The sequence below is a fragment of the uncultured Tenacibaculum sp. genome (genome assembly GCF_947499065.1).
GTDB lineage: Bacteria > Bacteroidota > Bacteroidia > Flavobacteriales > Flavobacteriaceae > Polaribacter.
In genome coordinates this window covers 408437-423515 of the sequence record NZ_CANMMT010000004.1, presented here as the reverse complement: position 1 = coordinate 423515, position 15079 = coordinate 408437, and the positions used below count along the sequence as shown (strand labels likewise).

Sequence of the window (15079 nt, the reverse complement as noted above, 5' to 3'; positions counted from 1 at the left end):
GGAGTCCTGAATCAATAATTGGAATGTACAAAAAACGGATTTTGGAATTGAATAAAATGAAAAACTAGCTATGAACAGCACTATAAAAAAATAATAGTATAGATTCAGCTAAAACAAATAAAAACACCTAAAAGTTCCGCATATATACAAGTTATACACCATTTGAAAAAATATGAAAACCACAAAAACATACTTTTCGATTATTTCTATATTCTTGACAATAAATCTATGTGGAGCTCAAACTGAAAGTCATTTTAAACACTACACTTTTGAATCAATTCAAGTTCAAGCTGATTCAATACATCAATTTGTACTTAATGCAATGTCAGGAAATAGTAGTAATAAAAATGAATGGGAAAGAAAATTTTTTGATGCTTTTCCGAACTCATACGCAATTATGGACTCTATTTTTGGTTTTAAAGATAAACCAGCACCTCTATATCTTTCGAAAATTCCTCGAAAAGTTAAATCTTATGTAAGCTCAGACTCACACATAGGTTTTTTCTGTCAATTAAAATCAATTCCTGCTGACAAATACTATAATAAATATGTTAACATCTGTATTGATGGATATTGGCAGGCTGACAAAATAAGAAAAGCATTTGGTTTTGGACTACATTTATACTATAATTCCAAACCTGCCTGTGAAGCTCTTTCAAAAAAGTCTGATTCGGAAATAAAAAGTGTTTTTAGATTCATCTTTGATGGACCACATCCTGACAATGAACAGAATAAACACTTTTATAAAATCCTTCTTCCAGTAGTAGAAGCTGAAAATGAAAGGTTATCCAAACTGTTGACACTTTCTTTTAACGAATTGATAAAAGAAAATCACGAACATTAAAGAAAAAACAGCGTACAACAAAAACTATAAATCATAGCTGCCCTTAGAGCCAGCTATGCTTCATAGTCAAAACGCTAACAACATCTAACAACAACCAACCAAAGCACCTAAACAAACTCCTTACCACCCTTTTCTTAGGCTATTTTAAACCCACTACTCACCTATTCTTTAACAATACTACTTATAATCCTTGCGAAATCATCAGCGAGCTTCGCTGATGCAATAAAAACTTTGCGAAACCTTCAGCGAGCTTCGCTGATGCAATAGAAACTCTGCAGAACCTCCAGCGAGCTTCGCTGATAGAAAAAAACTAAAAACAACTCATTTACAACACACTACACTCTCACCAAACACTTACTAAGGGTTTCTCCTGATAAAAAAATAGGGAAAAACCCTACTTAAAGTAAGGTTTTCCGCAAAGTCAGTTTCTTTTTTTAGGCTACATTCGAAAACTCAAAAAATTTAATGAATATTTGAGTTGAATGAAAGAAACAAAAGTTCCGCATAGCCAGCCATATTGGTAAATAATAAGAATAAAGCCCTGCATATAAACAAGTTGTAGTGAATTAAGATTAAACAAAAACTAAATGAGAAAATATTTAATTTTATTTTTAATAATTGGTGTTTTAGGTTGTAAGAACAGAAATCGAAATTATAATTCAAATGCCCCATACTATTCTACGTCTGAAACTAGGGAAGATGGATATTCAGATGGGAAATATTGCGCTGAAATCGAATATTACTACTACAAAACAGGAACTCGTTCTACATATACATTGGAAGTCGAAATTGAGGGAAATGAATTAACTGTTATCCATTGGCCTAATGGAGGCTGGTTAGATGATAGTCATTTTTACCCACCTGATATAAGCGATGGATATGCAAAATTTGAAAGCGACAGAGGCGTAGAGTATAGCGTTGAAATTGTAGGTAAGGAAGGAGATTGTTATGTTTCAAATAATGCGCCAAGTGAAAACACTTTTGTAGATGATGAGGAGGACCAAATTTGTTCAAGATGTGGTAACTCAAAATACTCATATGATGATTATTGTGATAGTTGTACTGACGAACTAGAGAATACTTGCTCAAACTGTGGTTCTTACGAATATGGAGTTTATGGTGGAATATGCTCAAATTGCCAAGAAGATAATGAAGATGATGATTAGTAAAACATACTATAAAAATGGTTACACGCATACTGGTTTTGATGTAAATATAAAGGGATGTGCATTTTACACCATTCATATTACTTATATTTATGAATAAGAATAATACAAAATATAAATCAAGCCTCGTTAGCAGACGTGCGAAGTCCGAAACTACCACTTTCGAACTCTCATACTAATCATAGCCGAAGGCATTAGCCACAATTTGAAGAAATGAAAGTATACTGTGATAATATATCAAAGTGGAGAAGAAGAATACCTTCTAAAAGAAAAGGTTTACAATATCCCTGTATTATTTTAGAAAAAGATAATTGGGACGATTTCGGATATGAAACTACTTACCGAGCTTCTATATATAGAAATTCTACAAAAAGAGAACACTACGGAGAAATAAAATTCTTAAACACCGAACAAAAAAAAACTGTTTTACCAGAGCAATTTGAAAGTTTGCCAGACGAATATTGTTCACTATGGCAAGAATTAAAAGATTATAAAGTAATTAATGAATTAGAATTTGGTAAAGACATCTTTGATTCATTGAATGATATCAATTACAATGAAATATTACGAGACAAATTTAGTCTTAATAGAGGATTAAAAGATTCATTAAGGAGATTTAGTGACGCAGAAAGAGCATATATTGAAGGACATAAATACATTACTAATAATTTAGATAAAAGTAGTTTTGCCTTTAGATATATTGAAGATGAAATGAGTTCTACACCCTTTGGCACTTTCGCTTTTAAATTTTCAAGAAAACTTTTAGGAATGTATAGAGTAATTGGTTTAATAGGTAGAAACGGTGTCGGCAAAACTACTCTATTGGCTAATCTAGCCTCAATGTTAAGTGGTGTTCAAAAAAAATCAGCAAAAATTTCACCAAGACCTCCTTTCAGTAAAATAATAGCTGTTTCGTATAGTACTTTTGATGATTTTTATAGACCATCAAAAAATGAAAGAACATTCAGTTATACTTATTGTGGTATTAGAGGTGATAGAGAACTATTAAATCACTCGGAAATTGTTGCATTATTTTCTAAAAACTATAATAGTTTATTAAAAAAAGAAAGAGAAAATCTTTGGACAAATTGCATGAACATACTGTATCTTAATAAATTAGACACATATTTCCCATCTACAAAAAACGTAATTCAAAGTTTTAGAAAACTTAGTTCAGGACAAAAGATAATGACATTATCTTTTACTCAAATAATTAATTCAATTGACACCAATTCATTGTTATTATTCGATGAACCAGAAAATCATTTACATCCAAACGGTCAAAACACTTTATTTAAAGCCTTAGATTATATCTTAAATACTTTCGATTCGTTCTCCGTAATCTCTACTCATTCACCAATATTTATTCAAAATATTCCACAAAAAAATGTTTTCAAAATAAATTCAGTAAGTGGGGTTAGAAGTGTAACTAACTTAAATATCGAAACATTTGGTCAACATTTTTCTAAATTAACTGAAGTCATTTTTGGTTTTTCTGAAAATAATTTATTCTATGTGGAAAAATTAAAAAGTATTGTAGAAGAAAAGGAAGAGTTAGGTATTGAATATGACGAAATTCAAGATATCAAAACTGCTGGAGTTGAGTATAACTTATCAAACTTCCTAAATGATTAATTTAAAATTATCTAAACGAACGGAAATTAATGATATTGAGAATATTATTAATGAAAAAAATAAGGGAGATAAAAAGACTCAATTACTAAAATTAAAAAACAAAATTGTTTCTCGCTATGGAACTCATATTGCGATAGAACTATTAAATAGGCTTGCTAAAGACTCATATACCCTAGATGAAAAGACAGCCTTACAGTCACTTTACTTTTCAAAAACTAAAACTGCAAGAGAAATAACAAAAGAAATTCTAGATAATTTAGATGCAAATCATTCAAATGTCTGCTTATATTGTGGAATAGGAGAAATTGACCAAATAGACCATTTCTTACCGAAAGAGCATTTTCCAGAATTTTCAATTTTACATAAAAATTTAATACCAATATGTGGAAAATGTAATGAAATTAAAGGGTCAAAAATACCAGGCGATAACGGTATTGATTTCCTTCAAGTTATATTTGATATATTACCAATAGAGAATTATTTAATATGTAAAATAACGTATAAAAATAAGATTCCAGAAGTCACTTTTGAAATTGAAGATAAGTTTAAAGATAATATTGTTAATATTCATTTTAACAGTCTAGGATTAAGCAAAAGATTAGAGAAAAAAGCCACCCAATATTTTTTACAGATTAAAGCTTTAAAAAATGAATTTGGTTTAAAATATGCAGAAGACGAATTAGAAAGGAATTTAAAAAACACAAAATTCTACTTTAACGATTTTTTTTGGAAAACAGAGCTAATATCAGAAATGTTATCTACTGATTTCCTGAATGAAATAGAATAAAAAAACTGTGGCTAATAACGTATATAAAAATAGCAGAATAAATACAAGTTTAGAAAAAATTATACTTTTCTGTTACTATGTAACTAAAACGAAAATTGTAACACTTAAACCTGTTACTTTTCATATACAGGACCGTTAGGCGATAAACAAGAAAAACATAAAAAGGCAGCCCAACAGCTGCCTTTTGTAATATCCATCTATATCATCTTCCTACTTCCAAACCTTTAAAAAGTCTAATTTATAGGTTTCGCTTATCGGAAACAGCTCTCCGTTAATATGTACTCGGCTCCCTTCTACATAGGTTATATGGGATAGGTTTACAATATAGGATCTGTGAATTCTATAAAAAGTGGTGCTAGATAAATCGTTTAGCACATCTTTTAAGGCACCATGTACCAATAACTTCCCATGATTTTGGGTTACATACTTTACATATTCACTTTCAGATTTTATATACAGTATCTCAGCAATAGGCACTCTATATTGTTTTTTACCAGAGCGTATCAATAAGGTTTCATCGGTAGTTTGACTATTTGTTTCTACCACTTCTCTTTTCTGGTACAGTTCTTTTACCTTTTCAACAGCACGTACAAAGCGATGGAACTCTATGGGTTTTAATAAATAATCAATTGCATTTAATTCAAAGCCTTCCAAAGCATAGTCTCTATAAGCAGTGGTAAAAATAACTTTGGTATGATTGGGTTTGAGTAGTTTTATAAAATCAATTCCAGAAATATCGGGCATTTGAATATCTAAGAATAAAATATCAATTCTATTCTCATTCAACGTATCAAGGGCTTCCAAAGGAGATTTATAACTTCCTACTACCTGCATCCCTTTAATTTTAGTACAATAATTTTCGAGCAATCTTCTTGCTGGCTGCTCATCATCTATTATGACACAATTAAATACCATTTGTTTGTATTTTTAAACTCACTTTATACACTTGGTTCTCGTTGGTTATTTGTAAAGAATGTTTTTGAGGATACAATAACATCAATCGCCTCGTTACATTCTTAATACCAATCCCTCCTACTTTATCCACTGTTTTTCCTTCTACAAAAGAACTTACACAGCTAAAATTAATTTCACTTTCGTTAGACGAGATTTCAATATCTACATAACCATTGTCTACATCTTCAATATTTCCATGCTTAAAGGCATTTTCAACAAAAGGCAATAATAACATGGGCGCAATGCTGCTTCGTTCATCAACTTGATCATGTGTAAATGAAATCCTGTGAATACGATCGTCTTTTAACTTAAATAAATCAATAAAGTTGGTAATATAGGTTACCTCACTCCTTAAAGACACATACTCATCCTTGTTGCCATACAAAGAATAATCTAACATTTTCGACAATTGCAAAATGGCTTCAGGACCTTTAGGATTGTTGTCTATAGTTAACGAATAGATATTATTTAAGGTATTGAACAAAAAGTGTGGATTGATTTGCTGAATTAAGAAATTCTTTTCTGCTAAGATTCTCTTCTTCTCTTTCTCTTCTCTTTTCAACTCCTGATGGTAGTTATGGAGTATTAACGCCACAAAAACACCTATAAAAGCAGGTACAGAATGTGCCATGAGGGTTTCAAAAATATCGTAACCACCGCCAAAAATTTCCTCTGCACCTTCCTCTAAAAGCGTATTGATAAAGGCTGCTAAAATGATTAAAACTAGGTTAGACAATATAAAAAGCAGATACCTTTTTATATCTAGTAAAAAAGGAAACAGCAGCTTGGTATTCATACAAAAAGCAGCCAACTGAATTGTAAAGAAAATAGCAGTATGCTTTAAAGGGTTTTCAGTTTCTATTATAAAAGAAAACAAAAGGTATAGTAACAAACTATAACCTGCCCATGCCAACATATTTTTAGTAAAAAACCTCATTTCTTTATCAAAAGTACTTTAAAACCATCAGTCTTCATTTAAATTTCAGCGAAACAGCCGAAAAATTCAGCGAAATTAAAGTTAACTTAAATTAAGCAGCTATTCATCACTTCACTGATAAAAAACCGAGTTCCACAGAATTAGCGCTCACAGTTATTGAATCTTTTTTCTCAGTCTTTTGAACCTCTCGTTATTTGCACTTAATTAAAACAAGTCTAAATAAAAACTAAATGAGGTTTCTAAAAAACATCCTTTTCGTGTCGTTAGCACTTACACTATCAGCAAATGCACAAGAGATAAACATTGACAGTTTAAAACAACAAATAAAAAAAGAATTAAGAGAAGAAGGAATTACTAAAAGCTCAAAAAGTTTGTTACGATGGCAGAACTTTAAGCTGCGTGGTTATGGAGCAATTAACTACTACAACAATAACTTCGATACCAATCCCAATGAAAAGAACAAAGTAGATCCTGAGCGTTTAAACGTATACTTAGATTATCATTTTACACCAAAAATTGCTTTAAAAACTGAGATAGAGTTTGAACACGGAGGAACTGGTAGCACTTTAGAACTTGAAACCTTTGAAGAAGGTGGTGAATTTGAACACGAAGTAGAATCAGGTGGTGAAGTGAAGTTAGAACAAGTGTATATCAACTTTAATATCAACGAAAACCTAAACGTTAAGGTCGGACGCTTTAAAGTACAGTTTGGATTGGCACAAAACTTAGATACACCAGACGAATACTTTACATCGTACAGACCAGAAATGGAAAATCAGTTATTGCCTTTAGGATGGTACGAAACTGGTATTGATGTATACGGGTCTTTCTTTAAAGGGAAACTACGATACCATGTAGCCTTGGTAAACGGATTGGACGGTACTGGATTCAACTCACAAAACTTTATTAGAGACGGTCACCAAACACGATTTGAAATGATGAATGCCGAAAACTTTGCCATCTCAACTCGTGTGGACTATAAGTTTGGAAAACACAAAAATACCTTTGTTGGTTTTTCTACTTACTACGGAAACACCAGTGGCAACAGACCTAAAACAGACATTGATGTTGATGCTTTCCTAACCATGTTAGAAGGACATCTCTCTTATAATGAACATCCCTTACGAATTGCTACCACTGCTATTTGGGGGAACTTAGGAAACTCAGAAATTGTAAGTTTCTTTAATGCTAACTTATCAAATAACCTTGGCGTTAGAAGAACTCCAGTAGGGAAAAATGCTTTAGGATTTGCTGCAGAAGTTGGATACGACATTTTACCACTTTTTACCAAACAAGCCAATCAAATGATGTTATACCCATTTGTTCGATATGACTACTACGATACCATGCAAACAGTTGCCAACGGAATTACTGACAATCCTAGATGGGAACGAAATGTAATTACAGGAGGATTCAATTGGTTTGTACATCCAAAAATTATCATCAAAGCTCATTATTCAGAAAGAAAACTAGGCTCTAAAAATATTGATCCTGTTACGGGGAATCAACTATCCAACAACCAAATAGACAAAATATTTTCAACTGGTATTGGATTCACTTTTTAAACATTAAAAAACGCGAAATGAACACACAATTTGTAAAAAAAACATCCATTTTATTAATCGCACTTGGGCTATTTGCCTCATGTAGCAGCGATAATACGAGTAATGCTTTTAACAACCAAAAAGACTATGCTACAGAAATAACAAACATTACCAACAATGTAATTATTGCTACGTATAATAATTTAAACAACAAAGCGCAAGCCATGGTAACGTTAGCACAAACATTTACCGTTGGAAACGCTACAGGTTTAGAAAGTTTAAGACAATCGTGGAGAGATGCCAGAGAGCCTTGGGAGCAATCAGAAGGTTTCTTATATGGTCCAGTAGATACAGAAGGAATTGATCCAGCTATAGATTCTTGGCCCTTAGACTTAACATTTTTAAATACTGTTTTAGGAGGTACCGATCCTATTACTGATGCATTTTTAGCGAGTCAGAATAACAACGCTAAAGGTTTTCATACCATTGAATACTTATTATGGGGAATTGATGGAAATAAAACGGCTGCTGACTTTACAGCGAGAGAAATTGAATACTTAAAAGCAGCTACTAAAGACTTACAGAACAATACGCAAGCCTTATACAACGGATGGATTGCTACTTCTGGTAATTTTTCAGCTCAATTCTTAAAATTACCTTCAACTAACTATGCATCACAAAAAAATGTATTACAAGAAATTACAGACGGAGTTTCTATTATTGCTGATGAAGTTGCAAATGCTAAAATTGAAGTTCCATTAAACGGAAACTCAGGAAGTGCTGCTCCAGACCAAGAAGAGTCGCGTTTTGCACACAACTCAAAGGCTGATTTTGTAAACAATATGAAAAGTATACAAAACATCTACTTAGGAGGTTTATCTACTGTAGTTGCTGCTTCTAATAGCGCTTTAGATACTACGATTAAATCACAAATAACGGATGCGATTGATGCCATCAACGCGATTCCTGGAACTTTTACAGATGCTATAATCAACAACAGATCGGCAGTACAAAATGCACAAATGAAGGTAAACACATTATTCAATACAACTGAAAATGAGTTAAAACCTTTTATGAATTCATTGAATTAATAAAAAAGAGGAGATTCATTTCTCCTCTTTTCACAAAAACTAACAAAAACAAGTGAAAAAATTATTATTAATTACATGCATTACATTGATTATTAGCTGTTCTGACGAACCCGCTACTAATGAATATACACCTTTAACAGATTTGACTGAAAGGGAATTGGCTGGAGGAGAAACAACAATCTTTTCTTCAACATCCTTCGCTTTTGAGAATCCTGCAGCCAATCTTACTGGGTTAAATTTAGATTTACATCTAGCCGGAGATGCTGAATTTGAAAATACATTTGTTACCGCTGGTTCACCAATAAATCCAGGTTTAGGACCTCGATTCAACAATACCAATTGTGTTGCTTGTCACCCAAGAGACGGTCGTGCTGCTTTTCCAACAAACGTAAATGCAGTTAGCGGATTACTTTACAGAATCTCATTAGGTAACGATCCTGCAACCGGACCCATAGCCATTCCTAACTATGGAACACAAGCACAAAACCAAAGTGTGATTGGTTTTGTTCCTGAAATGGATTATAAAGTAACTTGGCAAGAACACAACGAAGTTTTAGCAGACGGAACTGTAGTAACGTTAAGAAAACCTACATTTAGCTACGAAAACCCATACATGCCAATACCTTCAGGAATTAAAATTTCGGCTCGTATTGCGCCACCTGTATTTGGTTTAGGGCTCTTAGAAGCCATATCAGAAAACGACATACTAGCCTTAGCCGATGAAAATGATGTAGATGGTGATGGTATTTCAGGAAAAGCAAACTATGTAATCAATCCAGAAACTGGAGCAAAAGAATTAGGGAGATTTGGTTGGAAAGCCAATACATCTAACCTAAGAATACAATCGGCAGCAGCCTACCATGAAGATATGGGAATTACCAATGAAATCTTTTCAAAAGATATTCCAGAAGATGGTTTTGCTGATGATCCTGAAATAACTCCAGAAGTTTTAAATCAGGTAACTGTCTATTGTCAAACTTTAGCAGTACCAGCCGCTAGAAATATAACCGACGAAAAGGTACAAAGAGGTGCTACTATTTTTAATCAAATCAACTGTGCTTCGTGTCATACGCCTAAACAGCAAACACAATCAGCATCCATAAGTGCTTTGGCAAATCAAACTATATGGCCATATACAGATATGCTGTTACACGATATGGGTGATGGTTTGGCTGATAACCGTGGTGATTTCTTGGCAAATGGAAAAGAATGGAAAACACGTCCTTTATGGGGAATTGGTTTAACTCAAGTTGTTAACGGACATACGAACTTTTTACATGACGGTAGAGCTCGAAACATTACCGAAGCCATACTTTGGCATGATGGAGAAGCAAAACAATCAAAAGAAGCATTTAAACAATTAACTAAAAAAGATAGAGATGAGTTATTAGCATTCATTAACTCGCTTTAATCAGAACTTTTTATTTTTATTTAGATTTGGAAGAGGTTCATGTTTATTCATGGCCTCTTTCTTTTGTTTGCTGAAAAACTAAAGCAACTCATTGATTTTTTTTGATATCCCGAAACTCAAGTAGGTATTTAGCTAAAAAATAAGAATCATGCTAAAGTATCTATTTCTAAAAGTATTCGTTTTTTTCAGTCTTATCTCATTGGTAACATCCTGTTCAAGTGATCCTGGGTATATTCCAGCTCCTGATACAGTAACCTTTGGTCAGAAATTATCCGATTATAATATCTACCAAGGTACTATTCTAGATTTAACTCCTACTGCAGATTATCATTTAATCGAATTGTCTTCTTCTCTATTTGTAAACTACTCAGAAAAGCAACGTTTGATAAAGCTTCCTGCGGGAACCAAGATTACCAAAGTAGATAATGGAATTCCTAATTTTCCTAACGGTACTATCTTAGTTAAAACATTTTACTATTACAAGGACAAACGTAAGCCTAGCTTAGGGAAAAAGGTAATTGAAACCAGACTTTTAATTAAAGAAGCAGACAAATGGAATGTTGCCACCTATGTTTGGAATGATGCACAAACGGAAGCTGTTTTAAATCTTAATGGCGTAAGTAAAAATGTATCATGGATAGATGCTAATGGTAATAGTAAAACTGTAAGATATCAAGTACCAACAGAGCAAAACTGTACTACTTGTCACCAAAAAACCTCAACAGTAGCACCTTTAGGACCTACATTAAGCAATATGAATATTGAGGTTACCAGAAACAATACAGCCATAAATCAATTACAACATTTTCAAAATACTGGGTTAATGAATAATTTCAATCATACGCAAATACCAACATTACCCGATTATTTTAATCCATCATATACTATTGCAGAAAGAGGAAGAGCCTATTTAGAAATGAACTGTGCACACTGTCATAATCCAGCAGGCTTTCCAAAAGCAGCAAAAAAGGGATATGATTTCAGGTATACTACTCCCCTTTCTCAAACGAGAATTCCTTCAAAAAAAGGAAAAATCAGTAGTGTAATTGCTTCTGGTGAAATGCCATGGATTGGTACTACTACCTTAGATGTTGAGGGGTACGATGTCGTAAAACAATACTTAAACAGCTTATAAATAACAAACAACTGATGAAACATTTATTAAAAATCTTTTTACTACTAGTTACAACGTTTGTATTGATCTCTTGTAATACTAAAGAAGCCTATAAACCATTGCAAGGACAGTGGATTAAAGGTACTGATCAAGAAAAAATGAAAACCATTGAATCGCAATTTAGAGGTTTCGACAAGGCTATGGTTGAAGTCGGGTACCGATATCAAGAATTGTACTGGGCGGGTCAGGATGAAAATTGGGACTATGCCAACTATCAGCTAAACAAAATTAATAAAGCTATTAAACTAGGACTTATACGCAGGCCCAAACGAGCTGCTTCCGCTGAGAACTTTTTAAACTATGTAATTCCTGAAGTAAAAAAATCAATTACTGCTAAGAATAAAGAAACGTTTAATAAAAACTTTGAAATGATGCGTACCAATTGTACAAGTTGTCATATGGCTGAAAGAAAACCTTCTTTCACCGTTCAAATTCCTACGGATAGGCAATCTCCTATTAGAAAAGAAAAATAGTTTGTTTAAAATCAAAAGACAGTGATCATTAGTTCACTGTCTTTTTTACTACTGCTGCTTCTTTTGTTTTCTAATTAAATTCAACTGTAATAGTATTTTTACTGAGGTACTTTTGCTTTGTAAATCACCGCAGTGTCTGTTGTTTTTATTTTGTATTTACTGCCTGCTTTGAAAAATACAGACTCTCCTTTTTTAAGATATAATGACGATTTTTCTTCTAAAACATCCACTTCTCCACCAATCACAATTAAAATCTCTACTGTTTTAGCTTCTGACTTATAAACTTCTCCCTTAGAAAGATTGATTTTACTCAGTTCAAAATCTTTTGCTTCTGTTGTATATACGCGCTCTAAACCATCTTCTTGCAAGTCTCCCAATAATATATTTGGAATAGTTTCTTCAAAAAGTACATGCTTTAAAAGTTCTGGAACATCCACGTGTTTTTGGGTCAGTCCACCTCTTAAAACATTATCAGAATTAGCCATCAGTTCAATGTTTTGCCCTTCTAAATAGGCATGTGGCATTCCTGCTTTCTGATAAATTGCTTCTCCTTCATTTGCTTTAACAATATTGAAAAAGTAGATTGAAAAAATTCCTCTATCAAAATCATTGCTATCTCTTGAAGTCGCTACTGCCTTAGCTGCCCAATAATCTGGCGAACTTTTTTCTAATTTGTTTTCCTTATACAAAGGCATTATTCTGTCAATTAAAGGAGCTAACATTGTATTTGTTTCCTCTTTTGACTTTTCCATCACATTCTTGTACAAACCAAAATATCCTTGGCTTTCAAAAATGCTAACTAAATCGGCAAACTCCGGTGTTGCTTTTAAAACTTTTATCAATTTTTCTTCCGATAAAAAACCGTGCAACAACCAAAATTCACTCAATGCAACCATAATTTCTGGCTTATGGTTATCGTCCTTATAATTTCTATGAGGCGCAGTTAATGGGATGCCTAATTCATTTTCGTATTTAAAACCTTTTTCTGCTTCAATTTTACTAGGATGTACCTGAATTGACAACATTTTATTTACATCCAATACTTTGAATAAGAAAGGGAGTTTCCCATACGTATCAACTGTTTTTTTGCTCAAGCATTTTTTTAAGTTTGCTTTTAAATACTCCCTTAATGATAAACTTCCTTGCGATGTTTTAATTACAGAAGGTGCTTTAATATGAGCTCCTAGCCAATATTCAGCGGTTTTTACATTGGAGATTTTATTATGCAACAATGTTGAAATATACTTTTTTCCTCCCCATGCATAGTTTTGTACTTTTCCCTTAAGGGCAAACATGTTAAACGATTGTGATGTATTACTTATCATAACACTATATGCTTTTTAAAGCTCAGAATTTCATCAATTGAGAAGATGTCTCTTAAAATTCTACTTTTCTTTTTATTCTTAAGTAAATCAGTTCCTAGTTTAATTTGAGTTTTCAATGCTTTAAAATAGCTTAGCATGTTAGGTCTCATATAAACTATATAATCAATATCTGTTCTGCTAAATAAATATCTAGCACCAGCTTTAACAGCTGCATTGATACCTTTATTCTTTTTGATATCTAAAATTGATATGTCAATTTTCGCATCATCTCTAATTACCTTTAAGGCTCTTAGTGTATTGTCTTTACTTCCATTGTTTATAAAACATATTTCGGAATCACTTTTTACATTAAATAACTTTGCCATTTCATACTCAATAATTTCTTTTTCGCTATTACAAAATAATATCAGGATTCCTACTTTCATATATTCTACGGATTTTAAGGATTAAAGAAAAACGACTTAATGCTAAACTTAGGCTGCGTGATGTTTTTCGTGTTTTTTATGTTTTTTTTTCTGTAGGACCAGGCTATTTGCCCTAATTGCCCTATAATTCTAATTGAATCTCTCATTGATAATTTAGAACCATCTGCATGTACCCATCTTTTCAGTGGTTGTTCACACATCATTTCTCTGGCTTTATCTATTTTGTAGTATCTCTTTACTCTTAAAAAGATTTCTACATCAAATAACCATTTGGTAATAAATTTTTTATCGAACGCTATATTGATTACATCTCTGTGGAATATTTTTGCTCCACACTGAGTATCTTTAAAGTTCATTGATAATATCTTTCTTATAATATAGTTTATCGTTAAACTTATAATTTGTCTCGCTGATTGCTTTGTAATGTTAGCCCCCATTCTACTAATTCTAGAACCGCTAACAATTTTAAAGTCTGAGTTTTCTATAGTGGTTACTAAATCGTCAAAATCAGATAAGTCTGTAGATAAATCTGCATCTAAGAAACCTATATAATCTAAACCTTCATCTTCTGCCAAATGCAACATTCCCAATCGTACGGCTTCTGCTTTCCCCCCATTCTTTTCACAGTCGTAAATGCTAATAAAATCTTCTCTTCCTTTTCTAAGTTTATTTAATACATCCAATGTTTTATCGGTACTACCATCATTGACAAAACACAATAAGTATCCAGTATGTTTATCTATAAAGTTGATAAACTCTTTACTTAATAATCTTTCTTCTTCGTTATAACAAGGAATTACTACCCCTACACATCTTTGCTGAATAATGGTATCGTTAAATACTTTTTTACCAGCTCCTTTCTCTGGTACTCCTATTAACCTTTTAACTCTTGCACAAACCTCATTTAAACTTAAAGGTTTTTTCATGTAATCGTTAATCCCCAAATCGAAACCTTCTGTTATCACATCGTCATCCGTATTTCCAGATAATACCATTACAGGAACATCTGAGTTTTTATGGTTTCTAATATGCTTTATAACTCCTAATCCAGAAATAGTAGGCATGTTCATATCAACAATTACTAAATCTGGCTTAAATGAATCAAATAATTCTATCCCCCTTACTGCGCTAGTTTCTGTTTGAATTTCATATCCTAGTTCCTTTAATCTATTTTCTAAAGGAATTAGTACTAATCTTTGATCATCTATAGCTAAAATCTTCATATATAATAGGTTGTTTGATGGTTATAGTCAAAAATAGCTTTGATTGCAATAAAAAAAGTTTATTTTTACTTAAAGAGACAGTTTCCTTAG

At 32.4% G+C, this 15079-nt stretch carries 14 protein-coding genes; 9 read left to right on the top strand and 5 right to left on the bottom strand.

Going from position 1 to position 15079, the window contains the following annotated elements:
- Positions 1-172: 172 nt before the first annotated feature.
- From Q0958_RS11370 to Q0958_RS11355, 4 genes are all read left to right on the top strand, one after another.
- The gene (locus Q0958_RS11370; protein WP_299123131.1) at positions 173-844 is read left to right on the top strand and encodes a hypothetical protein; all 672 of its coding nucleotides are present in this window, start codon (positions 173-175) and stop codon (positions 842-844) included.
- 587 nt (positions 845-1431) lie between these two features.
- Positions 1432-2010 (top strand): hypothetical protein, encoded by a 579-nt coding sequence (locus Q0958_RS11365; protein WP_299123128.1) that lies wholly within the window; start codon positions 1432-1434, stop codon positions 2008-2010.
- Positions 2011-2223: 213 nt separating this feature from the next.
- A complete protein-coding gene (locus Q0958_RS11360; RefSeq protein WP_299123126.1) occupies positions 2224-3645 on the top strand; it encodes an AAA family ATPase in 1422 nt (473 codons plus the stop codon).
- Complete coding sequence (locus Q0958_RS11355; RefSeq protein WP_299123125.1) at positions 3638-4432, top strand: hypothetical protein; 795 nt, start codon at positions 3638-3640, stop codon at positions 4430-4432. The genes Q0958_RS11360 and Q0958_RS11355 overlap by 8 nt, the downstream gene beginning before the upstream one ends.
- A gap of 210 nt (positions 4433-4642) precedes the next feature.
- Here the strand turns inward: Q0958_RS11355 and Q0958_RS11350 are convergent, their stop codons facing one another.
- Both Q0958_RS11350 and Q0958_RS11345 read right to left on the bottom strand, forming a co-directional pair.
- Positions 4643-5347, bottom strand: a complete 705-nt coding sequence (locus Q0958_RS11350; RefSeq protein ID WP_299123124.1) for a LytTR family DNA-binding domain-containing protein — start codon at positions 5345-5347, stop codon at positions 4643-4645.
- A complete protein-coding gene (locus Q0958_RS11345) occupies positions 5337-6323 on the bottom strand; it encodes a sensor histidine kinase (protein ID WP_299123123.1) in 987 nt (328 codons plus the stop codon). The genes Q0958_RS11350 and Q0958_RS11345 overlap by 11 nt, the downstream gene beginning before the upstream one ends.
- Before the next feature lie 230 nt (positions 6324-6553).
- On the opposite strand from Q0958_RS11345, the gene Q0958_RS11340 reads away from it, so the two are divergent.
- From Q0958_RS11340 to Q0958_RS11320, 5 genes are all read left to right on the top strand, one after another.
- A complete protein-coding gene (locus tag Q0958_RS11340; protein ID WP_299123121.1) occupies positions 6554-7888 on the top strand; it encodes a porin in 1335 nt (444 codons plus the stop codon).
- 17 nt (positions 7889-7905) lie between these two features.
- Positions 7906-8958, top strand: coding sequence for an imelysin family protein (locus Q0958_RS11335; RefSeq protein ID WP_299123120.1), 1053 nt, complete (start codon positions 7906-7908; stop codon positions 8956-8958).
- A gap of 52 nt (positions 8959-9010) precedes the next feature.
- Entirely contained in the window at positions 9011-10369 is a 1359-nt protein-coding gene (locus Q0958_RS11330; protein ID WP_299123118.1) for a di-heme oxidoredictase family protein, read from the top strand.
- 148 nt (positions 10370-10517) lie between these two features.
- Complete coding sequence (locus tag Q0958_RS11325) at positions 10518-11504, top strand: hypothetical protein (protein WP_299123115.1); 987 nt, start codon at positions 10518-10520, stop codon at positions 11502-11504.
- Positions 11505-11518: 14 nt separating this feature from the next.
- Entirely contained in the window at positions 11519-12016 is a 498-nt protein-coding gene (locus Q0958_RS11320) for a hypothetical protein (RefSeq protein WP_299123113.1), read from the top strand.
- Between the two features lie 98 nt (positions 12017-12114).
- On the opposite strand, the gene manA is transcribed toward Q0958_RS11320, so the two are convergent.
- The 3 genes from manA to Q0958_RS11305 are packed head-to-tail and all read right to left on the bottom strand — an operon-like array spanning position 12115 to position 14989.
- Positions 12115-13311 carry a mannose-6-phosphate isomerase, class I gene (manA, locus tag Q0958_RS11315; RefSeq protein WP_299123111.1) on the bottom strand — a complete coding sequence of 399 codons (1197 nt, stop codon included), beginning with the start codon at positions 13309-13311 and terminating at the stop codon, positions 12115-12117.
- Between the two features lie 26 nt (positions 13312-13337).
- Positions 13338-13766 (bottom strand): glycosyltransferase, encoded by a 429-nt coding sequence (locus Q0958_RS11310; RefSeq protein WP_299123109.1) that lies wholly within the window; start codon positions 13764-13766, stop codon positions 13338-13340.
- Positions 13767-13780: 14 nt separating this feature from the next.
- The gene (locus Q0958_RS11305) at positions 13781-14989 is read right to left on the bottom strand and encodes a response regulator (protein ID WP_299123107.1); all 1209 of its coding nucleotides are present in this window, start codon (positions 14987-14989) and stop codon (positions 13781-13783) included.
- Positions 14990-15079: the final 90 nt, after the last annotated feature.